Raw genomic sequence first — 26,687 nt, 5'->3', positions numbered from 1 at the left:
CATCGAAAAACGAGTTTTTAACGCTGACCGCGCCTGTTGCGATATTGCTGTAATAGTCTTTTTTTGAAATTACTCTCCGCTCTAAATAGTAATATAATTTTTTTAGAAGAAAGTACAGGCCTTAAATCTGCTATAAACTTTTGCTCAATTTCGTTTTTTTGAGTTTGAAGACTCAAGTATTTTAAAATTAGCTTATCGGCTTCTTTGTCCGAAACTATTGACATATCTGTTTGAACACCCTGAAATTGCTCTCTTTCAGTACTTCTTATACGATTCAATTTTTGTTCATGATCATTATAAATGGGCCAAAATTGTTGAGCCTCATTAGTTGTCAATCCCAATTGTTCGGTGATATATGCCACTTTAAGAGTTTTAATTTTATCTCTTGCAGGGCCTTGTGCTGTAACGCTATATGATAGTAGTAGTAACAATAAAATAACTCCTACTTTATTCAAATTCTTCATAATCTAAGTTTAATTCTTCAATTTCGTCAACATTTTCATCCAAATATTCTAAAATCATTTCACTTCCAAGTGGGTCTTCTGATTCTATGATATCAAGCATGGTAATTTCTTCAATATTAATTACTTGTGCTAAATCATCAGAACTAAGGTCCATGTCATTACTCAAAAAATAGGCATCTAATTCAGCACTTACCAAATCTTCAAAACCATATTCAGTTTCCTGGTTTTGAGTAAAAAATAATGTCAAGGCAATTAAAACTGCTATTGTCGCTGCAACCGCATAATATTTGCGATGACTGTTCAAACCAATAACCTTCGTTTCCGTATAATTTGGAATTGTAGTAGAGATATTGTCAAAATAATCTTTGGGAACGTAAAAACCATCGCTAGAAGGAATAATAGACTCTTCCTTAACGATTTTATCCATCAACCTCTCATTGAAGCTTTCAAAGTAACCTTCTGGGGTTTTGAATTTATCTTTGTGGTTCTTTTTCATTATACTATTTTGACTTTCAACTTTATAAAAGGTTTAATCTGCTCTAAGATACGTTTCAATTTTTTTTACCGCCAAATGATATGATGCTTTTAATGCTCCAACCGATGTTTCAAGTACTTCGGAAATTTCATCATACTTCATTTCTTGGTAGTATTTCATGTTAAAAACTAACTTTTGTTTCTCAGGTAAAGTTGCCAAAGCTTGTTGTAATTTTAATTGAATTTCTTCCCCTTCAAAATAAACATCAGCCTGTAAATTCTCAATGAGTTGTTCTTGTAATTCTTCATTACCAACACCAAGCTTTCTTGATTTTTGTTTTAAAAATGTCAAGGCTTCATTCGTTGCGATACGATACATCCATGAATATAACTTACTATCTCCCTTGAATTTATCTATACTTCTAAATACTTTGATGAAGGTATTTTGTAAAACATCATCAGCATCATCATGGTTCAATACAATTCTTCTAATATGCCAATACAACCGTTCTTTGTAAGTATTAACTAATACTTCAAAGGCTTTAGCTTGTGATTCTTTATTCTTTAGTTCGTTGACTAGGGTTTCTTCGGCAATCAAAAGAAATCTTATTTAGTACTAAGACTACTAAGTTATGAAAAGGTTTAACGTATGGTTTTTAAATAACTATGCTAAGTTTTGCATTTCAACCAATTTTCTATAATTCTTTGCTGATTTCATGAGTTCATCATGAGTACCCTGTTCAATGATCTTTCCTTTGTGCATGACTACAATCGAATCAGCATTTTGGATGGTAGATAGTCTATGAGCGATAACAATTGAAGTTCTATTGCGCATCATTTTCTCTAAGGCATCTTGAACTAAACGCTCACTTTCAGTGTCTAAGGCAGAGGTTGCCTCATCTAAAATCATTATTGGAGGGTTTTTCAAAACAGCTCTTGCTATTGATAATCTTTGTTTTTGACCACCGCTCAGTTTGTTTCCACTATCACCAATATTAGTTTCATAACCATCAGGTAGTTCAAGAATAAACTCATGAGCATTAGCGATTTTTGCCGCTTCAATTATTTCTTCATGGGTTGCCCCTTCTTTACCTAATCCAATATTGTTTTTAACCGTATCATTGAATAAAATAGAATCTTGGGTTACAAGGCCCATGAGATTTCGTAAAGACTTCTTTTTAATATTTTTGATATTGATATCATCAATTAGAATCTCACCTTTATTAACATCATAAAAGCGTGTTGCCAGATTTGCAATGGTACTTTTACCGCTACCAGATTGTCCAACCAATGCAACTGTATGGCCTTTATTTACTTTTAGGTTGAAGTCTTCCAAGACATAGTCGTTTTCATACTTGAATGAAACATTCTTTAACTCTAAACAATTCTCAAATGTAACTTTGGACTGTGAAGATTTAGGATTTTTAATTGGGTTTTGCGTCTCTAAAATATCTAAAACACGCTCAGCAGCGGCATTTCCTTTTTTCACTCCATAAGTGGCTTTACTTATTGCCTTAGCCGGAGTAAGAATATTATAGGCTAAACCCATATAAGCAATGAATGAAGATGCATCAAGGGTTTGGTCAACTAATACCATTTTTCCACCATACCATAGTAATACTCCAATAACTAAAATACCTAAGAATTCACTGGTGGGGGATGCAAGGTTTTTTCTATTTAGTAAACTGTTTGAAAAGTTAAAGAACCTGTTAGTCGATTTTGCAAAAGTTTGATAAAACTTGGATTCTGCGCTAAAGGCTTTAATCACTCTTAAGCCACCTAATGTTTCTTCGACTATAGAAAGAAATTCACCTTGTTCTCTTTGAACTCTATCTGATTTCTTTTTTAATGATTTACCAACTCTGGAAATAATCATACCAGCAATAGGAATAAAAAGAAAAACAAAAATGGTCAGCTTCGCACTAATTCCAAACATTATTAATATGGTAAAAAGAATTGTTAACGGCTCCCGCACAATTAATTCCAAAACTGATAAAAATGAATGTTGAATTTCAAGAACATCGGATGTTATCCTAGCAATCACATCTCCTTTTCGCTTTTCTGAAAAATAAGAAATAGGTAAATCCACTACTTTCTTATACATATTATTTCTTATATCCTTCAAAACTCCATTTCGAAGAAAGGTTATAAAAAACATAGCTAAATAATTGAAAATATTTTTTAATAGAAATAAAACTAAAACCAAGCCTACAACCAATATTAAACCTTTCATTTCATCATCACCTGAATAAGAAGTAACGAGATAGTTTATATATTCTTGGAGATAATCTTTTAATCCAGAAAAACCTGTATATAATGGTTCTTTATATACCTTATCTTCTGGTTTAAACAAGACATCTAGCATTGGTATTAGTGCCGCAAAAGAAAGAGCACTGAATAAGGCATAAAGTATGTTAAAAAAAATATTTAAGAATCCGAATTTGCGATAGGGTATCGCAAACCGTAAAATCTTTTTAAAGTAATTCATTCACTATAAATTCAATTCAGCAACGATTCCTTCTAATTTGGAATCTAGCTGCGAATTTACGGATTTAAAGTCCTCGGCTTTGGTTAAAGTTGTGTTAGTACTCATGTAAAACTTAACTTTTGGCTCCGTTCCGCTTGGTCTAGCCGCAATTCTTGTTCCGTCTTCAGTTTCATAAATCAAAACATTAGATTTAGGTAAATCAATTGACTTTTCTTCACCTGTTTGAACATTTTTAGAAATAGAAGTATTATAGTCTTCAATCCAAAGGACCTTTGAACCTTGAACAGATGCTACAGGGTTTTCTTTAAAGTCTTTAAGCATTTGCTTGATTTCGTCAGCCCCGCTCATTCCCTTTTTTGTGATTGAAATAAGTTTCTCTTTGTAAAATCCGAATTGTACATAACAGTCAATTAGGTCTTTGTAAAAAGAACTACCATTTGCTTTTGCTTGTGAGGCAATTTCACAAGCGAGTAGGGTAGAGGTAACGGCATCTTTATCACGCACAAAATCGCCAACCATATATCCAAAACTTTCTTCACCACCACCAACAAATGTTGATTCCGGGAAGTCTTTAATCATTTTACCTATCCATTTAAAACCGGTCAATGAAGTTTTGCATTCTACACCATACGCATTTGCCATTTGCGCCATCATTGGCGTTGATACAATTGTTGAAGCTATGAATTCATTTCCTTTAAAACCTTTTGATTTATGCTGGTCTAACAGAAATTTAGTCATCAAAACCATAGTTTGATTACCATTCAATAGTTCCATTTCACCATCTAAATTACGCACAGCAATACCTAAACGGTCACTATCAGGGTCCGTTCCTACGACCATATCAGCTCCAATCTCTTCAGCTTTGGCTATCGCCATAGCTAGAGCTTCTGGTTCTTCTGGATTCGGTGATTTTACGGTTGGAAAATTACCATCAGGTACGGCCTGTTCTTCAATAACAGTGACATTTGCATATCCTGCACGTTTTAAAACCTCAGGTATAGCCGTTATAGAAGTTCCGTGAATAGATGTAAAGACAATTTTAAAGTCATCTTTACCAGCGGCATTAAAGTTTCCATTCTTAACTGATTCATTGAAAAAAGCTTCATCAACATCAGTATCTATAGCTTCAATTAAATCATGGTTGGCATTAAAGTTAATAGACTCAAAAGCGAGGGAATCAATTTCAGAAATGATTTCTCCGTCCTCAGGCGGTACTATTTGTCCACCATCACCCCAATAAACTTTATAACCATTATATTCTGGTGGATTGTGTGAAGCAGTTAAGACAATACCGGCATGGCAATTTAAATGACGAACAGCAAAAGATAATTCTGGTGTAGTTCTAAGGGCTGAAAAACGAAATACTTTAATTCCATTGGCAGATAAAACTTCTGCAACAACTTGCGATAAAGAGTCACTATTGTGACGACAATCGTAGGCTATTACCACCTTTATCTCGGTACCTGGGTATGTTCTTTTCAAGTAATTACTTAAACCCTGTGTACTTTTACCTAGAGTATATTTATTAATTCTATTGGTTCCAACCCCCATAACACCGCGCATACCTCCAGTACCAAATTCTAGGTTTTTATAAAACCTTTCATTTAGTTCTTCGGTGTCAGAGGCCATCAGATTCTCAATTTCCTTCTTTGTTTCCGTATCAAAAAAATCTGTTAGCCAAGTTTTTGCTGTTGCTATTGTAGAATCCATAGATTTCAGTTTCTTATTTAAATCAAAATTACATCAGAATATTCTCACTTAATAACGCAAAAAGTAAAAAATTATTAAAATAACCATCAAATTGGGTTATAAGGCCTTTTTTTCTTAAGTTGGAATGCTATGAAAGGCTTTGTGATATTGTTCTTTTTGTTAGTTGTTACCAAGGGATTCGCTCAAAAAGAAGCGGCCAATTGGTACTTTGGTAAAAGTGCAGGTCTTGACTTTAATTCAGGGCAGCCATTACCATTAATTGACGGCCTATTAAATAGCGTTGAGGGTAGTGCGGCAATTTCTGATGTAGATGGTAATTTATTGTTTTACACTGATGGTATTACCATATGGAATCGCAATCATGATATCATGCCGAATGGTGAAGGCATTAAAGGCAGTTCTTCTAGTACTCAGGCAGCGGTAATCATGCCAAATCCAGTTCAAACTAATCTATATTATGTTTTTACAACCGATGATGTATTATTAGGTGATACGGGTGAATTTAACGGCTTTAACTTTTCAGTAGTAGACATGGACTTAGACAATGGTTTGGGTGATGTTGTTGAAAAGAATAATGAGCTCTTAGTGCAATCTTCAGAAAAAGTAAGTGCTATTAAAAACGAAAGAGAAAATTACTATTGGGTTATTACACATTTTACGGATCGCTTTTACGCTTTTAGAGTAGATGAAAACGGCGTGAATAATAATCCGGTGGTTTCGGCTATTGGCCCAAGCATAAACAATTATAGAAACGGAAGAGGAGCATTAAAGTTTTCGCCTAATGGAAATAAACTGGCCATGTCATATAGCATAACCACTCCCGATTATGCTTCTAGCTTATTTCTTTTTGATTTTGATATTGAAACAGGAATTGTTAGTAATCCTATTGAAGCTTTGAATCAAGAAAAAGTTTATTATGGTTTAGAGTTTTCTTCAAACTCTAAAAAACTATACGCTTCAGGTGTAAATATTTTGAGGGGTAATATGTTAGGTGCAATTAATATTAGTCAGTTTGATTTGGAGGCTCCAGACATTTTTTCATCTGAAAAAATCATATTAAGTTTTGAAAATGAAGCCGGTTTCTTTTTAGGAGGTTCCATGCAAATAGGAATTGATAAAAGAATTTATCATGCCATACCGAGTTTACAATTATCTGTGATTAAAAACCCCAATGCTGATTCGCAATTTATTGAGTCCTCAAAATTTGAAACCGAATTAAGTAATCGTGAAGCTTCTTTTGGCTTACCAACTTTCGTACAATCCTATTTTGAAACCATATTTGAAATTGAAAACTTTTGTTTGAGTGATAACACCACTTTTACCCCTGAAGATATTTCAGGAATTGCGGCAATTTCTTGGGACTTTGGGGATCCAAATTCTGGAGCTTCTAACTATTCAAATGATTTAGTTGGTGAACATATATTCTCCAATATCGGGTACTTCACCATTACGGTTGAAGTAACATATGACAATGGAGCCACTAGACAATTTATTGAGTATGTTAATATTCAAGAGATACCAGATGTTTTAGGCCGAGTGAGTCTTGTGCAATGCGATATTGATGGGGTGGACGATGGATTAACGTCTTTTAATTTATTAGAAAGTATCCCTCTTTTTAATAATGGTAATGATGAATTAAAAGCCCTATTCTTTGAAACTGAAGAAAATGCTAACCTAAATGAGAATATTATAAATGCTGTGGGTTACAGAAACAGCAGTATAAATCAAACCATTTTTGCCAGAGTTTTTAAAGACTCAGAGTGTTTTGTAGTGGTTGAAATTGATTTGATAGCCCAGCCAATGTCTGATTTGGGATTATATGATACCTTTTATATCTGTGATGGGCGTTTGACTCAAAATACGAGTATAGCAGATATTAGTAACGTATTTGATCAGCTCTCTAATGATTTTGCAAATAGTGACATATTATTATTTGAGTCCGCCAATGATGCTCTTTTAAAGTTAAATGTACTGCCATTATCAGAATTTAGTTTTGACGCATTGTTTACGCCTGAATTGTATTTCAGAATTGAAGAGGATACTAATTGTGCATTTATTGGTAGTGTGCAATTGGTAATAACAGAGACGCCTGATTATGAGATTTCAAAAACCGCTTATTTGTGTGAGGGTGTAGCAGAAGTTATAGCGCCAGAAGGCTATGAATCATACCTATGGAGTACTGGCCTAATGAATCAGAAAGTACAGTTTGACACTCCTGGTATTTATGATGTGCTTTTCTCTACAGGTACCTGTTCCTATGCTCAAACCGTTGAAATTTTACCCGAAATCGGAATAGTTGTTGAAGCTATTAGTATTCAAGATTTCAGTCGTAACAATCAAGTTCAAATTCAACTAGGAATTAATGAAATTGTTGAAAACACAACTTTTTCACTTGATGGAGGGCAAAGTTTTCAAAATGATAATACTTTCAACGCTGTACTTCCAGGAGTTTATGATTTGGTGGTTTATAATGGATGTTCTGTTTATGAAGAAGAAATAATAGTTGGCGGTACACCAAGTTTTTTTACACCAAATAACGATGGGGTTAATGACGTATGGACAATGGCAAACAGCAATTTCTTTCCAGATTATAAAATTTCAATTTTTGATAGATATGGTACTTTGATGAAATCATTTCAAGAAGGTCAAATAGGGTGGGATGGTCGTTATCAAAACAAAAATATGCCTGCAGATGATTATTGGTACTACTTAGAATTGCAAGATGGTAGAAGTTTTAAAGGATTTTTCGCTTTAAAACGTTAATCATTAATAGTTTCCGAAATGCGATAATTTTCGGAGGTTTTTTTAGAACGAATCATGATTTCGCCTAAAAACCCAGCTAAAAATAATTGGGTACCTATAATCATACTTACTAAAGCAATGTAGAATTGTGGTCGATCGGTTATTAAACGACTAGTTGGGTTAAGAAAAAGTTTGTCAATACCGAGGTACAACGAAAAAGCAAAGCCAATAAAAAACATAAGGACTCCTAAGGCACCAAAAAGATGCATAGGTCTTTTTCCAAATTTTGAAACAAACCAAATAGTCAATAAATCTAAAAAGCCGTTGATAAAACGCTCTGCTCCAAATTTGGTATTCCCGTATTTACGGGCTTGATGGCGAACCACTTTTTCACCTATTTTATGAAAACCTGCATTCTTAGCCAAAACAGGGATATAACGATGCATTTCGCCAGAAACCTCAATGTTTTTTACCACTTCTTTGTTGTAAGCTTTTAAACCACAATTGAAATCATGTAGTTGAACTCCGGAAGTTTTTCTTGCAGCCCAATTAAAAAGTTTTGATGGTAAATTCTTGGCTAAAATAGAATCATATCTTTTTTTCTTCCAGCCAGATATGATATCAAAACCATTTTTTGAAATAAGTTCATACAACTCCGGAATCTCTTCGGGATTGTCTTGTAAATCAGCGTCCATGGTAATGATTACATCACCTTGTGCTAGGTTAAATCCGGCATGTAAGGCTTGAGATTTTCCAAAATTTCTCAAAAAGCGTATACCTTTTACGTCTTTATTTACTGTGGATAATTCCTCAATGATTTTCCAAGAATCATCGGTACTTCCATCGTCAATAAAAATTACTTCAAATAAAAAACGATTGGATTGCATGACTTGTGCAATCCAATCATAAAGCTCTTTTAAAGATTCTTCTTCGTTAAGTAAAGGAATGACAATGGATAATTGCATTGTTGTTTTGTAGAATTCCTTTCAAAAATAAGATTTTCTTTATTAGTAACCTGGTTTATCTTTTTTCATGATAAGGCCAAAAATTAAACCTGCAACAAGTCCAATTATTATATTAAAAATTAAGATAAAAGGGTAAGCAAGAAATTTGAATTTATTTTGCATCTCCATGCCTTGATCCCATTGCTCTTGAGTTAGTTGCGGATTTTCAGCAAAGGTCTTTTCTTTTGCAATTGCGGTTGCTTTTTCCATGAATCCAGGTTCGATAATATCATTAGATAATAAAGCATAATATATTAATCCAATAATAGCACCAACAAGTGCAATTCCTGTTCCTAGTTTTAGTGCTTGCCCCAGTTTAAGAAACCCTTCATTATCTTTTTTAAATTGATTTATTCCGAAGGCTATTACTCCAAAAACTATTGCGATGCCAACAACAGTTGCCACTGTACTTTGCTCATAATGCATACCTTGAAAAAATAGCATTAAGCTAAATAAGAGTGAGATACCCCCAGCAATAAGACCAAATTTCAATGCGTATTGACCTACTTTAAGTTTTTTTTCTTCCATTTTTATAAAATATTTAGTTGATTACGTTACGTTAGTTTGTTTATTTTCTAAAATGTTACATCTAAATGTACGTTTTTTTCTTTTTTGCTTGCCTGATGTTGTCAGTATTCAAAATTTAAGTAAATTTGCAGCCTGAAATAAGTGCCTGTCGGAATGGGCGCGTCAAATATTATTACAATGAAAACTGGTGTACATCCTGAAAACTACAGATTAGTTGCTTTTAAAGACATGTCTAATGAAGATGTTTTTATTACAAAGTCAACTGCTGAAGCAAAAGAAAATATTACTGTTGATGGTGTTGAATATCCGCTAATCAAATTAGAAATTTCAAGAACTTCTCATCCTTTTTATACTGGCAAAACCAAACTTATTGATACCGCTGGTAGAATTGATAAGTTCAAGAACAAATACAAGAAGTTTAAGAAAGACGAAAAGTCTGAGTAGACTTTTTTGAAAATATATTTCAAACGCCTTCGTTTTATAGCGAAGGCGTTTTTTATTTTTACCATATTGAAATCATAGCAATGAACTATATACTTTCTGACGGCAATTATCGCGAACACTTATTACCATTTACGTTTACCAGACCAGTGGCAGATATTCGCATTGGTATATTAACTATTAGAGAAAAATGGCAAAGAAGGTTAAATACTGACTTAAGCTCTTTAACAGCGGCTTATTTGTCTGAAAAATTTCCACTTAAAAAAGAGGATAGTAATGTGGTCATAATCGCTTCTTTTCTTCCTACAGATAATTTGGTTAAAGCGGTAGTATCTTTAAAAACAGGAGAGGCAATTAACTATCAAGAAGAAGTTATTGCTTATTGCACCGCAGACCCTGCAGCGACCTTTAAGGCATCTGATTTTAAAATCAGCACTTGGGAAGAAGAACTAATAACCGTGAAAAACACATGGGATATTTTTTCAAAAAATGGTGAAGCACTACAATCGGATTACGAATTTATTACACAAGGCCGAAAAAGCGCACCTATTTCTGATACTAACCGTGTTATAGCTTCTGAGAACATTTTCTTGGAAGAAGGAGCTCAGGTTGAATATAGCATACTAAATGCTACACAAGGGCCAATTTACTTGGGTAAAGACTCTTTGGTTATGGAAGGGAATATGATACGCGGTGCATTGGCGCTTTGTGATAATGCTGTAGTGAAAATGGGAGCCAAAATATATGGAGCAACAACTATAGGCCCATTCGGAAAAGTATGTGGCGAAATAAATAATTCGGTAATTTTTGGGTATTCAAGTAAAGGTCATGACGGTTATTTAGGTAATGCCGTATTAGGTGAATGGTGTAATATTGGTGCAGACTCTAACAACTCTAACCTAAAGAATAATTATGCCAAAGTTCGTTTATGGAACTACGCTACAGAAAAATTTGACCAAACTGGTCTACAATTTTGTGGTTTAATGATGGGTGATCATAGTAAAACTGCTATTAATACTATGTTTAATACCGGAACAGTAATTGGTGTGAATGTTAATGTATATACTCCGGGTTTTCCAAGAAATTTTATACCAAGTTTTAGTTGGGGCGGTGCCTCTGGTTTTAGTACTTACTTACCAAAAAAGGCTTTTGAAGCTGCTAAAGTGATGATGGCCAGAAGGGGAGTTGAGTTTGATGAAGTCGAAGCAAATATGCTAAATCATGTATTTGAGTTGAGTAAAAAGTGGCGAAAATATTAGGCTTTTAAGTAACGAATCAAGATGTTATTTTATTGATGTCGACAGCATTTTCACTATTTAGTATCTTTGCAAACCCAATTTGGGTTGGTAATGAATAAAAAGGTCGCATTTTATACTTTGGGCTGTAAGCTTAACTTCTCAGAAACCTCGACTATAGCGCGTAGTTTTGAGAGTGAAGGCTTTGACCGCGTAGACTTTTCGGAAAAAGCTGATATCTATGTAATTAACACCTGCTCTGTTACTGAAAATGCAGATAAACGCTTTAAGACCATTGTAAAACAAGCACAAAAGGCAAATGTAGAGGCATTTGTTGCTGCAGTGGGCTGCTATGCACAATTAAAACCAGAACAGTTAGCAGAAGTTAACGGTGTTGATTTGGTATTGGGTGCAACGGAAAAATTCAAAATTACTGATTACCTAAATGACCTTTCAAAAAATGACCTTGGTGAGGTACACTCCTGTGAGATTGAGGATGCTGATTTTTATGTAGGTAGTTATGCCATAGGCGATAGAACTAGAGCCTTTTTAAAAGTACAAGATGGTTGTGATTATAAGTGTACCTATTGCACAATCCCTTTAGCGCGTGGTATTTCACGTAGTGATGCATTGCAAAATGTATTGGCTAACGCTGCAGAGATTGCTTCTAAAAATATTAAAGAGATTGTACTCACGGGAGTTAACATTGGCGATTATGGCAAGGGAGAGTTTGGTAATAAAAAGCATGAACATACTTTTTTAGACTTGGTAAAAGCCTTAGATCAAGTTGAGGGAATTCATAGATTACGTATTTCATCAATAGAACCCAATCTTCTAAAAAACGAAACCATTGATTTTGTTTCAAATAGCAATTCATTTGTACCTCATTTTCATATTCCACTGCAAAGTGGAAGTGATGAAGTATTAAAAATGATGAGGCGCAGATATCTGACTAATTTATATGTTGACAGAGTGTCTAAAATTAAAGAGGTGATGCCTGATGCATGTATAGGCGTTGATGTTATTGTTGGCTTCCCTGGTGAAACTGAAGAATACTTTCTAGAAACGTACCACTTTTTGAATGCATTAGATATTTCATATTTACACGTATTTACCTATTCCGAGCGCGACAATACCGTTGCGGCAAAAATGGATGGTGTAGTTCCGAAAAATATCAGAAGTAAACGCAGTAAAATGTTACGTGGTTTATCCGTTAAAAAAAGAAGAGCCTTCTATGAAAGTCAAATAGGAACAAAACGGACGGTGCTTTTTGAAGGGGAGAATAAATCTGGTTATATCCATGGTTTTACGGAAAACTACGTTAAGGTAAAAGCGCCTTGGAATCCTGATTTAGTTAATACTTTAGAAAGCGTTGAATTGACGAAAATTGATGAAGATGGCTTAGTGCGGTTTGAGGTTGTCAAAGAATCGGCAGAAGTTTAAAAGGATTGTTTTGTTTTACTAATTATAAGTCATAAAAAAAGCCTCTCAATTGAGAGGCTTTTTTCATTGTTATATTCTTATACCCACAGGTAACATTTCTTTGTATTGCCTATTCTTTCTTAAGAATCCTGCAATATGTGGACTCGTTGGCACCACTCTCAGATTTCTTTCTTGAATTTCGTTAAGAACTCCTTTAATAAAAGATTCTTTAAAACCTTCTTGAGTAATTTCTTCAGGAATAACAAGCTTTGTTAAAAAAACTTTTCTTTCTTGAGAAGAGTACTCGATTTTTGCTAAATGACCGTCAACTTTCGTCTCAAACTGGCGCAAGAAACTGTTATCATTAATTTCCATCTCTATCATATAGTTTTTGTTTACTTTTAGATTTAGACAAAAAAATTACGATGTATCCTAAATCGTAATTTTATATCTTTCTTTCGGTTTGGTGTTTGTAAAATTGTGAGGTACATTACAAACGGGAGACAAAAGTAGTTAAAAATTTGCTAAATTCCTAGTAGAACAGACCATGTGCATGATATGACCAATGACAAAACTGCAGTATACCTTATGCCGGGAATGGCTGCTAACCCCTCTATTTTTAATGGAATAAAACTTGATGACACTCTTTTTGAGGTGCATCGTTTACAATGGTTTCAACCCGAGCAAGGAATCTCATTTGAAGACTATGCCAAGAAAATGTGCCAACAGATTAAAGCTTCAAAACCTGTTTTACTTGGGGTTTCATTTGGTGGCATGCTTGTTCAAGAAATGGCTCGTCATATAGCCACTAAAAAGGTTATAGTTGTTTCTAGTGTAAAGTCAGCAAAGGAGTTACCTAAAAGAATGATTTTTGCAAAGTACACAAAGGTCCATAAGTTATTACCAACAGGTTTAATTAACAATGTTGAGCTACTGGCTAAATACGCCTTTGGAGAAACTGTAACCAAACGATTGGCGCTTTATGAAATGTACCTTTCTATTCGAGATAAATATTACATAGATTGGTCTATTGACAATATTGTTAATTGGAAGGAAAAGGAAAAACTTCCGAACCTAATTCATATTCATGGTGAGAAGGATGCGGTTTTTCCCATTAAAAAAATTGAAAATTGTATTCGAGTTAGAAACGGCACTCATACAATGATTATTCATCGTGCCAAATGGTTCAATGAGCATTTACCTTCAATATTATTAGAGTAGCAAAGTTTAAAATTCCTAGTATCTTGCATTAGAAAATTGGAAATCATGAAACATTTAAAAAATATATTAGCAATAATCGGTTTTATCGTGGTTATCGGTAGCCTTATTTACGCTGCCCAAGAAAATGAAGCATTAAAGAGTGAGCTCTCTGAAAAAACCGAACAAGTTGATAACATGGTTAAAGAGGGTTACCGAATAAGTGCAATTGATATTCCTAAAGATTTAAATTTTGCCGGTGAAAAAGTACCTTTTGATGACCCAGAAGTAATGGAACGCGTGGATCGCGAATTCTTAGTAAACACGTATTGGCAATCTAACGCCCTTTTGTTAATGAAAAGAGCTAATAAGTATTTTCCAATTATTGAACCAATACTTGCAAAAAATAATATACCCGATGACTTTAAGTATTTAGCAGTTGCAGAAAGCGGATTACAAAATGTAGTGTCCCCGGCAGGTGCGACTGGTTTTTGGCAGATTATGCGAGCGACGGGTAAAGAATATGGTTTAGAGGTTAATAGTAATGTGGATGAACGATACCATGTTGAAAAATCTACTCAGGTTGCCTGTGAATATTTGAATAAATGGAAAGATCGTTTTGGTAGTTGGACCTTAACTGCAGCGGCTTATAACGCTGGCCCTGGCGGAATTAGAAAGTATATGGGTATTCAAAAGGTAGACGACTACTACGATTTGCTTTTAGGCGAAGAAACTGGTCGTTATTTATTTAGAATAATGGCGATAAAAGAGATCATTGCGAATCCGGATAAATATGGTTTTGATGTAGAAAATGATGATTTTTATAATGCTGTTCCTACTTTTTCAGTCGAAGTTGATGAACCCGTTACCGACTGGGCTGACTTTGCTAATGAATATGAAATTAATTACAAAATCTTAAAGAGGCATAACCCGTGGTTGAGAGAACCACATTTGAATAATGCTTCTAAAAAGAAGTACACCATTGAAATTCCGAATAAAGGATATTACAGAGAATCTAAATAGAAACAACTTAAATTGTCTTTTAATTAGGAAATGACTGTGGGTTCGGGTCTTATATTTTCTTCATCTGTTGTTGCATCATTTTAATTTGATCTGTCAACATATTGTTTTTATCTAACTTTTTAGCTTCTTGAAGTAGGGTAGTGGCTTCACGTTTTCTGCGTTTTTGCATAGCGATACCAGCTAAACTAAGTTTTGCCATGGCCACATCATAATCCATATTAAGCCCAAGTTTAAGAGCCTTCTTAAAATATTTTTCGGCTGTAGTTAGATTTTTTTGCGAAAAGATAATCCCCTGCAGATAGTTGTAATACCCTTGTTGCTTTGGAGTTAGAGCAGCTTCAGGCTTCTTAATTTTAGTCAACCATTTTTCTGTACCAACCATGTCTTGCTTGCGCATTCGCAGAAATGCCAATAAAATAATCTCATTTCTGAAATACAAAAAGACAAAGATTAAAGAAAGTAAGATTAAAAAAATACCATTACCGATATAACCTTCTATAATTTGATAAACTGCATAACCAATGATAAGAGCGGCAATGACTAGTTTTAAATTTTTATTAAACATTTTCTAGTGTTTTTATAATTTAGCTACCGCACAAAGAAATGCAGTTTTTCTCGGCTTGCAAAGCTACTAAAAACTATTGAAAATTATTTTTGAATAATATTGTCAAAGTAAAAACTCTTTGTATATTTGCGCCCAGATTTTGCGAAGCTATTTGTAATTTCAAATTTAATTAAAGGATTAAAAAATGCCCGGACAAAAAAGAACATATCAGCCTTCAAAAAGGAAAAGAAGAAATAAACATGGGTTTAGAGACCGTATGGCCTCAGCTAATGGAAGAAAAGTTCTTGCTAGAAGAAGAGCAAAGGGAAGAAAAAAATTAACGGTTTCATCTGAACCTCGTCATAAGAAATAATGACTGTAAATAACTTTTTAATAAAGGTGCTACTTTTTCAAGTTTAGCACCTTTTTTTTTGCCGAAATTTGAAAAATTTTGAATAACGAGTAACATTATTAAGAATGCCAAAAAGAGAAGATCTTAAATCAATTTTAATTATAGGTTCTGGCCCAATCATCATTGGTCAGGCATGTGAGTTTGATTATTCCGGTTCCCAGGCTTTGCGATCATTACGTGAAGACGGAATTGAAACTATTTTAATAAATAGTAATCCTGCAACAATAATGACGGATCCCGTCATGGCAGATCATATTTATTTAAAACCACTGAATACCAAATCGATTATTGAAATTCTTAAAAATCATCCACAAATTGATGCTGTTTTACCTACTATGGGTGGGCAAACTGCGCTTAACCTTTGTATAGAAGCTGATGAAAAGGGAATTTGGGAAGATTTTGACGTAGAGATTATCGGAGTTGATATTGATGCTATTAACATAACTGAAGATCGTGAGAAGTTCCGTGAGCTGATGTTAAAAATTGGTATTGGTATGGCTCCTCAAGCCACGGCCACCTCATTCTTAAAAGGAAAAGAAATTGCTCAAGAATTCGGTTTTCCTTTAGTTATTCGTGCTTCTTTTACTCTTGGTGGTGCCGGAGCTTCTATAGTATATGATCCTGAGAAATTTGATGATTTACTAAGCCATGGTTTAGAAGTATCTCCAATTCATGAGGTGATGATTGATAAGGCTTTGATGGGCTGGAAAGAATATGAATTAGAGTTACTCCGTGATAAAAATGATAACGTTGTTATTATTTGTGCTATTGAGAATATGGATCCTATGGGTATTCATACCGGAGATTCCATAACAGTAGCACCTGCAATGACGCTTTCTGATAGAACGTACCAAAGAATGCGTGATATGGCAATTCATATGATGCGAAGTATTGGTGACTTTGCTGGGGGTTGCAATGTTCAATTTGCGGTCAGCCCAGATGAGAAAGAAGATATTATTGCGATAGAAATTAACCCAAGGGTTTCGCGTTCGTCGGCATTAGCTTCTAAAGCTACAGGTTATCCTATTGCCAAAATTGCTGCTAAGTTAGCCATTGGTTATTCACTTGATGAGTTAGATAACCAAATTACAAAGTCAACATCTGCGCTATTTGAACCAACATTAGATTATGTGATTGTAAAGATTCCTCGTTGGAATTTTGATAAGTTCGAAGGCTCTGATAGAACTTTAGGGCTACAGATGAAATCTGTTGGAGAAGTAATGGGAATAGGACGTTCTTTTCAAGAAGCATTGCACAAAGCAACACAATCGCTCGAGATTAAAAGAAATGGATTAGGTGCCGATGGTAAAGGTTATAAAGATTATGATACCATCATTAAAAAACTAACAATACCTAGTTGGGACAGAGTTTTTGTTATTTATGATGCTATACAATTGGGTATACCGCTAACAAGAATTCATGAAATCACTAAAATTGATATGTGGTTCTTAAGACAATATGAAGAACTACATTTTTTAGAAAAAGAAATAGCAAAGTATACTATTGAAAGTTTGCCTAAATCATTGCTTTTAGAAGCAAAGCAAAAAGGGTTTGCTGACCGTCAGATAGCTCACATGCTTGATTGTTACGAGAGTGAGGTTCATAAAAAACGGACTGCTCAAAATATTAATAGGGTTTATAAGCTGGTAGATACTTGTGCTGCTGAGTTTAAAGCGATGACACCCTATTACTATTCTACTTTTGAAGAGGAAATTGAAACTGCTGATGGTACACGTTATGTAGCCAATGATAGTGAAGTTACTGATAGAAAGAAAATTGTTGTTTTGGGTTCAGGGCCTAACCGTATTGGTCAAGGTATTGAGTTTGATTATTGTTGTGTTCATGGTGTTCTTGCTGCTGCTGAATGTGGTTACGAGACTATTATGATCAATTGTAACCCTGAAACAGTTTCAACTGATTTTGATACTGCTGATAAACTTTATTTTGAACCTGTATTTTGGGAACACATTTACGACATCATTCTACATGAAAAACCAGAAGGTGTAATTGTGCAATTAGGTGGGCAAACAGCGTTAAAACTTGCTGAAAAGTTATCTAAGTATGGAATTAAGATTATCGGTACCACTTTTGAATCTTTAGATTTAGCTGAAGATCGTGGTAGTTTCTCAACTTTATTAAAAGAGAATAATATTCCTTATCCACGATTTGGTGTTGCTGAAAGTGCGGACGAAGCTTTAAAATTATCTGATGAACTAGGTTTTCCACTATTGGTGAGACCTTCTTATGTCTTAGGTGGTCAGGGCATGAAAATAGTCATCAACAAAGAAGATTTAGAAGCTCATGTAGTAGACTTATTGCGCAGCATACCTAATAACAAACTATTACTAGATCATTATTTAGATGGTGCTATTGAGGCTGAGGCCGATGCAATCTGTGATGGTGAAGATGTGTATATTATTGGTATCATGGAACATATAGAACCATGTGGTATTCACTCTGGTGACTCTAATGCAACATTACCTCCATTTAATTTAGGTGAATTTGTAATGCAGCAAATAAAAGACCACACTAAAAAAATTGCGCTGGCATTAAATACTGTTGGCTTAATTAATATTCAATTTGCAGTGAAAGATGATACGGTGTATATCATTGAAGCAAACCCTAGAGCCTCTAGAACGGTTCCTTTTATTGCCAAGGCTTATAAAGAGCCTTATGTAAATTATGCTACCAAAGTAATGTTAGGTGAAAAGAAAGTCAAGGACTTCAACTTTAACCCTCAATTAGAAGGTTACGCAATTAAACAACCGGTATTCTCTTTTAATAAATTCCCTAATGTAAATAAGAACTTAGGACCTGAAATGAAAAGTACTGGGGAAAGCATCTTGTTTATTGATAGTTTAAAAGATGATGATTTTTATAACCTATACTCAAGACGTAAAATGTACTTGAGTAAATAATGGCTAATAGTCTTAAGTATTAAAACCCGGCCTATAAACTCGTTTATAGGGTGGGTTTTGTTTTATGTAGTACTATATTCTATTGCTAATGCACATTATAGTATCGTCAATATTTATTGGTGGTGTAGAAATCTTGTAGAGAATTATTCCGGAAACTGGAGCTTTAAATTCTGAAATTACCACCCCAAATTCGTCAGTAATTTGACCAACAATATCCCCTTCTTTTACAGTGTCTCCTGCCTTATACTTACTGTAAAAAATTCCTTTATTGTTAGATCTGATATAGGTCTGATTATTTAATTTGATAATACTATTTAAAGGCTCAATGTCGCTATTATACATTTCCATTTGGTTAAGCATACTATAAACCCCTCTTTTTATGAGCACCACAGCATCTTTTTGAACATTACCCAATTTCCCCGATTCTATACTCAACGCAATTTTACCGTCTTGCGCTGCTTGTTTAAAAACATACTTCGCTGGTTCATCATCTTTTAAAGTATAGGCATAAGAAACTACGTATTCAAAACCACTAGTTTCTGATAGTTGTTTTGCCTTCAAAGTTTGTTCTGGCCTTTTTTTATTGCGGTAATAACAAATAAACGGCATCAAATCTTCAGCAGCGCCACCGCCATGAATATCAAGAAATACGTCACTAAGCGGAATTATCTTTGTTTTGAAATAATCTGCAATTTTATACGTGATGGAACCATTTGATTTACCCGGTAATGCACCATTCAAATTGACTTTGTCCTGAGGATTCATTAGTGGTGTTCGGGAGAAAAAAGAACCAGTATTTGCTATAGGCACGACTATCAAAGTGCCCGATAACCTATCAATATCAATTTCTTTTAAAAATTCTTGAGTTGCAATAATTGGAGGATACTCATAACCATGCACACCAGCAACGATTGTAAAAGTTGGACCTTCCTTTTTTCCTTTAATAATTGATATGGGTAAATGGCCTTGATTGTTTTGTGAGTCACTGAATTTAATTCGAATATTACTTACTGAAGGTCTGGTTTGATTTTCAACTATTGATTGAAAATCGTCTTGTGCAAACCCCAAACTAGTCGAAAATATGATAAGAAAAATGGTTAGATTTTTAAACATTGTTAATCTAATTTACAATTTGTTCTTTTAAAGATTTTAAGCTTCCCATTCTGTATGAAAAACACCTTCTCTATCAGTTCGCTCATAAGTATGAGACCCAAAATAATCACGTTGCCCTTGAATTAGGTTTAATGGTAATTTAGAAGAAGTGTAGGCATCAAAATAAGTTAAAGAGTTTGAAAGTCCAGGCAATGGAATACCATTGGTTGCACCGTAAGCTACTAACTCTCTAGTTTCATCAACCGTACTTTGCACTTTATCTACGAAAGCTTGAGATAATAATAGATTTGGTAACTCTTTATCAGCTTTAAATGCATCTGTTATATCTGCCAAGAGTCGCGCTCTAATAATACACCCAGCTCTCCAAATTTTAGCTATCTCTGCTAATTCTAGTTCGTAACCATATTCTTTTGAAGCATCTGCCAATTGATGCATACCTTGGGCATACGCCATTATAAAAGCGAAGTACAAGGCTTTTTCTGCTTTTGCAACCAATGAGCCTTTAACAACGGTTTCAGGACTAGGTCTGTCATATAGTTTATCAGCTTTTATACGTTCCTCTTTTAAAGCGGAGATTTCTCGCATACTTACTGCAATATCAATGGTTGGAACTGGAATACCCAAATCCATTGCATTTTGAGAAGTCCATTTTCCAGTGCCTTTTTGTTTCGCTTTATCAAGAATCATATCGACCAAATCACCATCTGTAAGTTCATCTTTTTGAGCCAATATTTCTGAAGTAATTTCCACTAAGAATGATTGCAAACGTCCTTCGTTCCATTCAGCAAATGTTTGATGTAATTCTTGATTGTTTAATCCGCCAGCTTTTTTGAGTAAATCATAAATTTCAGAAGTGAGCTGCATTAGTCCATATTCAATGCCATTGTGAACCATTTTTACATAGTTTCCAGCGGATTTAGGTCCTAAATAGGTGACGCAAGGTTCGCCATTATATTTTGCAGAAACTGCCTCAAATATTGGTTTTACATGTTGATATGCTTCACGCGACCCTCCTGGCATAATACTCGGTCCTTTACGAGCACCTTTAGCACCACCAGAAACTCCTGCTCCAAAAAAGTTAATACCTTTCTTTTTTAAATAAGATTCTCTTCGGTCCGTATCAGTAAAAAATGAATTACCACCATCAATGATAATATCTCCTTCATGTAACATTGGTAGTAAACTTTCAATAACCACATCCACAATTTTACCCGCAGGTACCAAAAGCATAATTTTTCTTGGAGTGCTCAAGGCATTGACAAAAGTTTTGGCATCAGTACTGGCATTCACTTTGTTTGAATCACCACCTTCTTCGATTAAAGCATTGACTTTTTCTTCATCCAGATCATTACCAAAAGCAGTAAACCCATTGTCTGCAACATTAAGAATAAAGTTTCTACCCATTACTCCAAGCCCTACCAATCCAAAATCATATGTATTTGCCATAACTATGTATAAATTAAGTCTACGCTAAGTACGTATTTTCTATTAAGAGCTACCTAAAATAAACGTTATATTCGTTATGCTCAAATAAAGGAGCGCGTAACTCATGAAAAAAACAGCTAATCAACTTCTTGTTATTTTTGGAGCTTCAGGGGATTTAACAGCGAGAAAATTGGTGCCCTCATTATTTAATCTATACATTGCTAGGCAGTTACCAGAAAATTTTGTGGTTTTAGGAGCTAGTCGTAGCGATATGACAGACAAAGATTTTCGCAATCGAGTTGTTTTAGAAAGCAAATATTTAAAACCTCGACTTGAGGACTTAAAAGAAAATTATATTCAGGGCTTTTCAGATAAGTTTTTTTATGAAGATTTAGGTGGCGATTATGATACCCATTATGACCGTTTGAGAAAACGTGTAGAAGATTTAAATAACAAGTATCATACTGAAGGAAATATCATTTATTACCTCTCGACTCCTCCAACTTTATATGAGACGATAGCAAGTAGATTGGCCGAAGTTGAATTAAATAAAGAAAACCTAGGTTGGAAAAGACTTATTGTTGAAAAACCTTTTGGTTACAGTTTAGATACGGCAAAAGCACTAAATAATGGACTTCAAAAATATTTTTCAGAATCTCAAATTTATCGTATTGATCATTATTTAGGGAAAGAAACTGTGCAAAACCTTTTAGTAACGCGATTTGCAAATACCATTTTTGAACCCTTATGGAATCGAAATTATATTCATCATGTTGAGATAACAAACGCTGAAAGTGTTGGGGTAGAGAAACGAGGAGGATACTATGATAAGTCAGGCGCTTTAAGAGATATGTTCCAAAATCACCTATTGCAAATTGTATCATTAATTGTAATGGAACCTCCAATAGGCGATGAACCTGAAGAAATTCGAAATGAAAAGGTAAAAGCATTAAAGTCTCTCCGAATCATGAAGAATGACAAAGAACTTCATGATAACACCATTAGAGCCCAGTATATGGATTCTACCATCAATGGTGAGAAGGTTAAAGGATATCGTCAAGAGGAAGGAGTGGATAAAAATTCTACAACAGAAACTTATGCTGCGATTAAGTTTTTTGTAGACAATTGGAGGTGGAAAGATGTTCCATTTTATGTGCGTACTGCAAAGAGAATGCCTACGAAAGTTACTGAAGTTGTTATTCATTTTAAATCACCACACCATCATATATTTCAGAATTCCGGTGTGAATAACAAGGATAATAAACTCATCATTAGAATTCAACCTGATGAGGGTATTCTCATGAAATTTGGAGTCAAAGTTCCCGGTCAAGGCTTTAAAGTAGAGCGTGCAAATCTTGACTTTTACTATTCAAGTTTAGCACAAACCCATGTAATGGAGGCTTATGAAAGACTATTATTAGACTGCATGCAAGGCGATGCTACTTTGTATGCTCGAGCTGATGAAGTTGAAGCTGCTTGGGAATTTGTTGATCCTATTTTAAAATATTGGGAAACCGGAGACGATGTTCGAATGTATGGCTATGCAGCTGGTGTTTGGGGTCCTGAAAATGCAGATGAATTAATAGAAGGAATCGGATATTGGCGTAATCCTAGTTCAAATTTAGCAGATGACCCAGGGTACTGTGTTATTTGTTAGGAGTGAGTCATTAGGTGTAATTCAAGGTCATACTTTCGAATTGAAGTTAATTGAAGTATAAGACAAGACGCAAAACAGCTAGTACTAGTAATGGAAAACAAGATTTACAAGGATAAAAAGATGGTTGCCGAGGCATTTTCAGATTATTTTGCCGATTTAGTCGAAGATAAAGTACAATTTCATGTTGCCTTATCAGGCGGAAGTACACCGAAGTTGATTTTTGACGTTTTAGCCACGAAATACGGAAATCAAATCGATTGGTCAAAGATCAATTTTTATTGGGGAGATGAGCGCTGCGTTCCACCTATCGATGATCAAAGTAATTTTAAGATGACTTTTGAGCATTTATTTTCTAAAATAAATGTTCCAAAAGAAAATATTCATCGTGTTTTAGGTGAAAATGACCCTCAAGGTGAAGCTATGCGTTATGCCAACCTTTTGGAGATAAATCTAGATAGAGTAAATAGTATTCCTCAGTTTGATTTGGTCTTACTAGGTATGGGTGATGATGGGCATACAGCTTCTATTTTTCCTCATGAAATAGACTTATGGCATTCTGAAGACCATTGTGTTGTTACCCTACATCCTGAATCAGGTCAAAAGCGGGTATCCATCAATGGAAAGGTCATTAACCAAGCAAAAGAAGTCGTTTTTTTAGTTACTGGAAGTGGAAAAGCTGAAAAGGTTGAGGAAATACATAACCAAAAAGAAGATTATAAAAAATACCCCGCTTCATTGGTAATTCCTGAATCTGGTAAGTTGATTTGGTTTATGGATGAAGAAGCTGCTGCACTAATCTAAATCCATTTTTACATTTTCATTTTCAAGGTATTCTAAATATTCTTCAACTTTAAAGTTTTTAGTGTCGTATTTTGAATCACGTTTGAAAGCAGATAATTTTCGTTCTTTACTTCTTGCGAAACGACGCATTCCCTGTTTGTCTTTAATAATCAATCCTGGGACTGGAAGATTTTTACCACCTTCGCCTTTTGCCACCATGGTAAAATATGACGAATTACAATGCTTTGTATCACCAGTAGTTACATTTTCAGATTCAACGCGTACCCCAACAACCATTGAAGTTCTACCCGTAAAATTAATAGATGCTCGGAGGGTAACCAACTCGCCTACTTCAATCGGATTCAAAAAATCTACTCGGTTCACTGAGGCAGTTACACAATAGGCTTGAGAGTGCTTTGAGGCACATGCGAAGGCTATTTGATCCATTAGGCTTAGTATATGACCGCCATGAACCTTTCCACCAAAATTAGAATGAGAAGGAAGCATGAGCTCTGTAATAGATAGCCGAGATTCTTTGGCAGTTTTAAACTTTTTAATCTTGGCTCCCAAAATGTGGTGATTTTTCAGGTTCTACTTCGATGATAAAATACTTGGTGTCTCCTAACCAAAAAAAGGTCGAATACCGCTCTTTATAGGTTACTTTGACATATTTACCTTGTAAATCTTTAAGGTTTTGAATGACTTCAACTTTGCTATCTTCTACTGAAAATTCAAAAATTTGAGCTCCTGAGATACCTTGACTAATTTCACCTTCCCAAGTTTTAGCCAACACCCCTTTTCTACTGAATTTTATCAATTCACCTGAACGATATCCTTCGCTAAATGGTACATAATATACAAAAGCAAAGTACGCTGCTATGGCCAAAATGACCACTGTTATTAAAATAAAGAGAAACTTACGCATTTACATTTCTAATTTAGATTGTTCAAAATCGTCTTCTTCTGCTCGTTTTATTATCGGCTCTGGGATAGACTTTTTTGCTTTGGCTCCCATTTTTTTCAATTTTTCAATGCTGACAACTATATTTCCACGCCCATCTACTAGCTTATTCATAGCTCCACGATATTCCGTTTTAGCCTCATCCATTTTTTTGCCGACTTTAGTTAAATCAGTAACAAACCCCTCAAATTTATCATAAAGCGCACCAGCCTGTCGAGCTATTTCAATGGCATTTTTTTGTTGCTTTTCATTATTCCACATCGTATCAATAGTTCGTAGGGTAGCTAAAAGGGTAGATGGGGTAACAATAACAATATTTTGTTCAAATGCTCTATTATACAAAGAATTATCTTGGTTAATGGCCACTGCAAAGGCGGGTTCTATTGGTACAAAAAGTAATACAAAATCGGGACTCTCCATTTCATATAGATCTTCATACTTTTTAGCCGAAAGTTGTTCTACGTGTTTACGTAATGAGTTGATATGGTCTTTTAAGTGTTTTTGTTTAAACTCTTCATCAGCGTTTACATATCGCTCATAATCGGTTAGTGAAACCTTAGAATCCACTACCATTTTTTTGCCATCCGGTAAATTGATGATTACATCAGGCAATACTCTAGAACCATCGGCCAATTGAAAACTTTGTTGAACACTATATTCACGGTCTTTTTCCAAACCAGATTTTTCTAGGACACGTTCTAAAACCAATTCTCCCCAATTACCCTGCATTTTACTATCTCCTTTAAGGGCTTTCGTTAAATTTTCAGCTTCTTGGGTAATCTTTAGATTTTGATTTTGGAGATTTAATAATTGTTCTTTTAAAGCAGAATGGATGGTGATGTTTTCCTTTTGTGTGTCTTCAACTTTCTTTTCAAATTCTTTAATCTTCTTATCAAGAGGCGTTAAAATATTTTCAATGTTTAGTTTATTCTGTTTTGTAAACTTCTCGCTCTTTTCATCCAGAATTTTATTCGCTAAATTTTCAAATTCTTTAGAGAACTTTTCTTGTAACTTTTCTACTTCTTCTTTCTGTTTCTTATTTGCTTGTTCTAGATTACTATTGGCAGCTTCAAGACGAACATAGTCTTGACCTAGTTTTTCTTTTGCTAATTGAATTTGTTTTTTTTCTTCATCATTAGTTAAAAGCTGATCATTCAAAGTACGAACAGAAATGTTTAGCTGCCTATTTTCCGCCTCTAATTCACTTAAACCAGACTTTGTTTTGAGCTTTTGGATATATATTCCTAAAAGTGCCCCTAAACCAAGACAAAGGAATGCAATAAGTATAGTAATCAAATCAGTACTCATAATAATTTTTCTAAGGATAAAGATAATAGATTCGGATGCAAACAAATGTTACTAAGGCAGACTACTTATTAACTTTAAAAGAACCAGAATTTGCATCAAATGTAACCATGTCAGTAGGAAAAAGCTTTTCAAACGCTCCAGAAGAGATAAGCTCACAGGGCTCATTAAACGGGTTTTCTATGCCGTCAATAATTAAAATTTTATCAGCAAGTTGAATAGCCAAATCAATTTCATGAGTTGTAAAGACAATTGTTTTCTGCTGTTCTTGGACTAACTGTTTTAAGAGTTTTAATATTTGGACCTTATGGTATAAATCTAAATGTGTTGTTGGTTCATCTAGTAAAATTAATGGAGTGTCTTGAGCCTGAGCCCTTGCTATTAAGACACGTTGTAATTGACCATCACTTATTTCATGACATTTACGGTTTATAAATGGCTCTAATTCTAAGGCAGCAATACACTCGTCAATAAATTCTGAATCAGCTTTAGACAAAGACCCCATCCAATTTGTGTAGGGCTGTCTACCTAATGTGATGAGCTCTTTAACAGTTAAGTTTTTAGAAGCAATATTTTCAGTTAAAACTAAACTCATTTGTTTTGCAACTTCAATGGGAGAATACTTCTCCAACTCTTTATTTTGAATTTTTATGATTCCTCCAAGTTTATTTTGAATGTTGCCTAGTGTTCTCAATAAAGTAGATTTACCAATACCATTAACACCTATTATTGCGCATAGCTCCCCAGGTTGTAATGAAAATGTAATTTCATTGGCAATGGTATTGTTTTTATAACCGATTTTCAAGTTATGGACAGCAATGGTATTTAGGTCTGTAGTAATCAT

At 34.4% G+C, this 26,687-nt stretch carries 25 protein-coding genes; 10 read left to right on the top strand and 15 right to left on the bottom strand.

Features of this window, described 5'->3' with window-relative positions:
• Nucleotides 1–17: 17 nt before the first annotated feature.
• The 5 genes from RM520_RS09685 to RM520_RS09665 all read right to left on the bottom strand — a co-directional run bounded on the left by RM520_RS09685 (nucleotide 18) and on the right by RM520_RS09665 (nucleotide 5,136).
• Entirely contained in the window at nucleotides 18–464 is a 447-nt protein-coding gene (locus tag RM520_RS09685) for a hypothetical protein (RefSeq protein WP_311385512.1), read from the bottom strand.
• Nucleotides 448–960: a hypothetical protein gene (locus RM520_RS09680; RefSeq protein WP_311387873.1), complete on the bottom strand. Its 513-nt coding sequence runs from the start codon at nucleotides 958–960 to the stop codon at nucleotides 448–450. The genes RM520_RS09685 and RM520_RS09680 overlap by 17 nt, the downstream gene beginning before the upstream one ends.
• Nucleotides 961–993: 33 nt before the next feature.
• Entirely contained in the window at nucleotides 994–1,536 is a 543-nt protein-coding gene (locus tag RM520_RS09675; protein WP_311387872.1) for an RNA polymerase sigma factor, read from the bottom strand.
• 66 nt (nucleotides 1,537–1,602) lie between these two features.
• Nucleotides 1,603–3,426: an ABC transporter ATP-binding protein gene (locus RM520_RS09670; RefSeq protein ID WP_311387871.1), complete on the bottom strand. Its 1,824-nt coding sequence runs from the start codon at nucleotides 3,424–3,426 to the stop codon at nucleotides 1,603–1,605.
• Nucleotides 3,427–3,429: 3 nt separating this feature from the next.
• Nucleotides 3,430–5,136 carry a phospho-sugar mutase gene (locus tag RM520_RS09665; protein WP_311387870.1) on the bottom strand — a complete coding sequence of 569 codons (1,707 nt, stop codon included), beginning with the start codon at nucleotides 5,134–5,136 and terminating at the stop codon, nucleotides 3,430–3,432.
• Between the two features lie 129 nt (nucleotides 5,137–5,265).
• Between RM520_RS09665 and RM520_RS09660 the strand changes: the two genes are divergently transcribed.
• Nucleotides 5,266–7,899 (top strand): T9SS type B sorting domain-containing protein, encoded by a 2,634-nt coding sequence (locus RM520_RS09660; RefSeq protein WP_311387869.1) that lies wholly within the window; start codon nucleotides 5,266–5,268, stop codon nucleotides 7,897–7,899.
• On the opposite strand, the gene RM520_RS09655 is transcribed toward RM520_RS09660, so the two are convergent.
• Both RM520_RS09655 and RM520_RS09650 read right to left on the bottom strand, forming a co-directional pair.
• Complete coding sequence (locus RM520_RS09655; RefSeq protein ID WP_311387868.1) at nucleotides 7,896–8,843, bottom strand: glycosyltransferase family 2 protein; 948 nt, start codon at nucleotides 8,841–8,843, stop codon at nucleotides 7,896–7,898. The genes RM520_RS09660 and RM520_RS09655 overlap by 4 nt on opposite strands.
• Nucleotides 8,844–8,885: 42 nt before the next feature.
• On the bottom strand, nucleotides 8,886–9,410 hold the full coding sequence (locus RM520_RS09650) for a DUF4199 domain-containing protein (RefSeq protein ID WP_311387867.1): 525 nt from the start codon (nucleotides 9,408–9,410) through the stop codon (nucleotides 8,886–8,888).
• 177 nt (nucleotides 9,411–9,587) lie between these two features.
• Between RM520_RS09650 and RM520_RS09645 the strand changes: the two genes are divergently transcribed.
• The 3 genes from RM520_RS09645 (at nucleotide 9,588) to mtaB (ending at nucleotide 12,529) form a co-directional block, all read left to right on the top strand.
• Nucleotides 9,588–9,854, top strand: coding sequence for a type B 50S ribosomal protein L31 (locus tag RM520_RS09645; protein WP_311385504.1), 267 nt, complete (start codon nucleotides 9,588–9,590; stop codon nucleotides 9,852–9,854).
• Between the two features lie 80 nt (nucleotides 9,855–9,934).
• On the top strand, nucleotides 9,935–11,110 hold the full coding sequence (locus RM520_RS09640; RefSeq protein ID WP_311387866.1) for a GlmU family protein: 1,176 nt from the start codon (nucleotides 9,935–9,937) through the stop codon (nucleotides 11,108–11,110).
• Nucleotides 11,111–11,200: 90 nt separating this feature from the next.
• Nucleotides 11,201–12,529 (top strand): tRNA (N(6)-L-threonylcarbamoyladenosine(37)-C(2))-methylthiotransferase MtaB, encoded by a 1,329-nt coding sequence (gene mtaB / locus RM520_RS09635; RefSeq protein ID WP_311387865.1) that lies wholly within the window; start codon nucleotides 11,201–11,203, stop codon nucleotides 12,527–12,529.
• Between the two features lie 69 nt (nucleotides 12,530–12,598).
• Here the strand turns inward: mtaB and RM520_RS09630 are convergent, their stop codons facing one another.
• On the bottom strand, nucleotides 12,599–12,892 hold the full coding sequence (locus tag RM520_RS09630) for a GNAT family N-acetyltransferase (RefSeq protein ID WP_311385501.1): 294 nt from the start codon (nucleotides 12,890–12,892) through the stop codon (nucleotides 12,599–12,601).
• A 174-nt stretch (nucleotides 12,893–13,066) separates the two neighbouring features.
• Here RM520_RS09630 and RM520_RS09625 point away from each other — a divergent pair, with 174 nt between their 5' ends.
• Both RM520_RS09625 and RM520_RS09620 read left to right on the top strand, forming a co-directional pair.
• Nucleotides 13,067–13,729, top strand: a complete 663-nt coding sequence (locus RM520_RS09625; protein ID WP_311387864.1) for an alpha/beta fold hydrolase — start codon at nucleotides 13,067–13,069, stop codon at nucleotides 13,727–13,729.
• A gap of 45 nt (nucleotides 13,730–13,774) precedes the next feature.
• A complete protein-coding gene (locus RM520_RS09620) occupies nucleotides 13,775–14,728 on the top strand; it encodes a lytic transglycosylase domain-containing protein (protein ID WP_311385499.1) in 954 nt (317 codons plus the stop codon).
• Between the two features lie 49 nt (nucleotides 14,729–14,777).
• Here RM520_RS09620 and RM520_RS09615 read toward each other — a convergent pair whose 3' ends face one another.
• Nucleotides 14,778–15,293 carry a tetratricopeptide repeat protein gene (locus tag RM520_RS09615; protein ID WP_311385498.1) on the bottom strand — a complete coding sequence of 172 codons (516 nt, stop codon included), beginning with the start codon at nucleotides 15,291–15,293 and terminating at the stop codon, nucleotides 14,778–14,780.
• A 184-nt stretch (nucleotides 15,294–15,477) separates the two neighbouring features.
• Between RM520_RS09615 and rpmH the strand changes: the two genes are divergently transcribed.
• Both rpmH and carB read left to right on the top strand, forming a co-directional pair.
• Nucleotides 15,478–15,645, top strand: a complete 168-nt coding sequence (rpmH, locus tag RM520_RS09610; protein ID WP_311385497.1) for a 50S ribosomal protein L34 — start codon at nucleotides 15,478–15,480, stop codon at nucleotides 15,643–15,645.
• Between the two features lie 104 nt (nucleotides 15,646–15,749).
• On the top strand, nucleotides 15,750–18,602 hold the full coding sequence (gene carB / locus RM520_RS09605) for a carbamoyl-phosphate synthase large subunit (protein WP_311385496.1): 2,853 nt from the start codon (nucleotides 15,750–15,752) through the stop codon (nucleotides 18,600–18,602).
• A 72-nt stretch (nucleotides 18,603–18,674) separates the two neighbouring features.
• Here the strand turns inward: carB and RM520_RS09600 are convergent, their stop codons facing one another.
• Nucleotides 18,675–19,715, bottom strand: a complete 1,041-nt coding sequence (locus tag RM520_RS09600) for a succinylglutamate desuccinylase/aspartoacylase family protein (protein WP_311387863.1) — start codon at nucleotides 19,713–19,715, stop codon at nucleotides 18,675–18,677.
• Nucleotides 19,716–19,751: 36 nt separating this feature from the next.
• Entirely contained in the window at nucleotides 19,752–21,161 is a 1,410-nt protein-coding gene (gndA, locus tag RM520_RS09595; RefSeq protein ID WP_311385494.1) for an NADP-dependent phosphogluconate dehydrogenase, read from the bottom strand.
• Nucleotides 21,162–21,264: 103 nt separating this feature from the next.
• On the opposite strand from gndA, the gene zwf reads away from it, so the two are divergent.
• Nucleotides 21,265–22,797, top strand: a complete 1,533-nt coding sequence (gene zwf / locus RM520_RS09590; RefSeq protein ID WP_311387862.1) for a glucose-6-phosphate dehydrogenase — start codon at nucleotides 21,265–21,267, stop codon at nucleotides 22,795–22,797.
• Between the two features lie 90 nt (nucleotides 22,798–22,887).
• On the top strand, nucleotides 22,888–23,598 hold the full coding sequence (gene pgl, locus RM520_RS09585) for a 6-phosphogluconolactonase (protein WP_311387861.1): 711 nt from the start codon (nucleotides 22,888–22,890) through the stop codon (nucleotides 23,596–23,598).
• On the opposite strand, the gene RM520_RS09580 is transcribed toward pgl, so the two are convergent.
• The 4 genes from RM520_RS09580 to RM520_RS09565 form a co-directional block, all read right to left on the bottom strand.
• The gene (locus tag RM520_RS09580) at nucleotides 23,590–24,135 is read right to left on the bottom strand and encodes an acyl-CoA thioesterase (protein WP_311385642.1); all 546 of its coding nucleotides are present in this window, start codon (nucleotides 24,133–24,135) and stop codon (nucleotides 23,590–23,592) included. The genes pgl and RM520_RS09580 overlap by 9 nt on opposite strands.
• The gene (locus RM520_RS09575) at nucleotides 24,131–24,502 is read right to left on the bottom strand and encodes a DUF8785 domain-containing protein (protein WP_311385491.1); all 372 of its coding nucleotides are present in this window, start codon (nucleotides 24,500–24,502) and stop codon (nucleotides 24,131–24,133) included. The genes RM520_RS09580 and RM520_RS09575 overlap by 5 nt, the downstream gene beginning before the upstream one ends.
• Complete coding sequence (locus RM520_RS09570; RefSeq protein ID WP_311387860.1) at nucleotides 24,503–25,846, bottom strand: DNA recombination protein RmuC; 1,344 nt, start codon at nucleotides 25,844–25,846, stop codon at nucleotides 24,503–24,505. It lies immediately after the preceding gene.
• 61 nt (nucleotides 25,847–25,907) lie between these two features.
• Nucleotides 25,908–26,687: an ABC transporter ATP-binding protein gene (locus tag RM520_RS09565; RefSeq protein ID WP_311387859.1), complete on the bottom strand. Its 780-nt coding sequence runs from the start codon at nucleotides 26,685–26,687 to the stop codon at nucleotides 25,908–25,910.

This window comes from Croceitalea vernalis, assembly GCF_031846405.1.
In the GTDB taxonomy this organism is placed as follows: Bacteria; Bacteroidota; Bacteroidia; order Flavobacteriales; family Flavobacteriaceae; genus Croceitalea; species Croceitalea vernalis.
Note: the sequence above shows the minus strand (reverse complement) of the source record. Positions and strands in the feature narration are given on the sequence as shown.

Coding starts and splice junctions, on each gene's coding strand:
- RM520_RS09685 (WP_311385512.1), bottom strand. CDS start 464: ATGAAGAATTTGAATAAAGTAGGAGTTATTTTATTGTTACTACTACTA.
- RM520_RS09680 (WP_311387873.1), bottom strand. CDS start 960: ATGAAAAAGAACCACAAAGATAAATTCAAAACCCCAGAAGGTTACTTT.
- RM520_RS09670 (WP_311387871.1), bottom strand. CDS start 3,426: ATGAATTACTTTAAAAAGATTTTACGGTTTGCGATACCCTATCGCAAA.
- RM520_RS09665 (WP_311387870.1), bottom strand. CDS start 5,136: ATGGATTCTACAATAGCAACAGCAAAAACTTGGCTAACAGATTTTTTT.
- RM520_RS09660 (WP_311387869.1), top strand. CDS start 5,266: ATGAAAGGCTTTGTGATATTGTTCTTTTTGTTAGTTGTTACCAAGGGA.
- RM520_RS09655 (WP_311387868.1), bottom strand. CDS start 8,843: ATGCAATTATCCATTGTCATTCCTTTACTTAACGAAGAAGAATCTTTA.
- RM520_RS09650 (WP_311387867.1), bottom strand. CDS start 9,410: ATGGAAGAAAAAAAACTTAAAGTAGGTCAATACGCATTGAAATTTGGT.
- RM520_RS09645 (WP_311385504.1), top strand. CDS start 9,588: ATGAAAACTGGTGTACATCCTGAAAACTACAGATTAGTTGCTTTTAAA.
- RM520_RS09640 (WP_311387866.1), top strand. CDS start 9,935: ATGAACTATATACTTTCTGACGGCAATTATCGCGAACACTTATTACCA.
- mtaB (WP_311387865.1), top strand. CDS start 11,201: ATGAATAAAAAGGTCGCATTTTATACTTTGGGCTGTAAGCTTAACTTC.
- RM520_RS09630 (WP_311385501.1), bottom strand. CDS start 12,892: ATGATAGAGATGGAAATTAATGATAACAGTTTCTTGCGCCAGTTTGAG.
- RM520_RS09625 (WP_311387864.1), top strand. CDS start 13,067: ATGACCAATGACAAAACTGCAGTATACCTTATGCCGGGAATGGCTGCT.
- RM520_RS09620 (WP_311385499.1), top strand. CDS start 13,775: ATGAAACATTTAAAAAATATATTAGCAATAATCGGTTTTATCGTGGTT.
- RM520_RS09615 (WP_311385498.1), bottom strand. CDS start 15,293: ATGTTTAATAAAAATTTAAAACTAGTCATTGCCGCTCTTATCATTGGT.
- rpmH (WP_311385497.1), top strand. CDS start 15,478: ATGCCCGGACAAAAAAGAACATATCAGCCTTCAAAAAGGAAAAGAAGA.
- carB (WP_311385496.1), top strand. CDS start 15,750: ATGCCAAAAAGAGAAGATCTTAAATCAATTTTAATTATAGGTTCTGGC.
- RM520_RS09600 (WP_311387863.1), bottom strand. CDS start 19,715: ATGTTTAAAAATCTAACCATTTTTCTTATCATATTTTCGACTAGTTTG.
- gndA (WP_311385494.1), bottom strand. CDS start 21,161: ATGGCAAATACATATGATTTTGGATTGGTAGGGCTTGGAGTAATGGGT.
- zwf (WP_311387862.1), top strand. CDS start 21,265: ATGAAAAAAACAGCTAATCAACTTCTTGTTATTTTTGGAGCTTCAGGG.
- pgl (WP_311387861.1), top strand. CDS start 22,888: ATGGAAAACAAGATTTACAAGGATAAAAAGATGGTTGCCGAGGCATTT.
- RM520_RS09575 (WP_311385491.1), bottom strand. CDS start 24,502: ATGCGTAAGTTTCTCTTTATTTTAATAACAGTGGTCATTTTGGCCATA.
- RM520_RS09570 (WP_311387860.1), bottom strand. CDS start 25,846: ATGAGTACTGATTTGATTACTATACTTATTGCATTCCTTTGTCTTGGT.
- RM520_RS09565 (WP_311387859.1), bottom strand. CDS start 26,687: ATGATTACTACAGACCTAAATACCATTGCTGTCCATAACTTGAAAATC.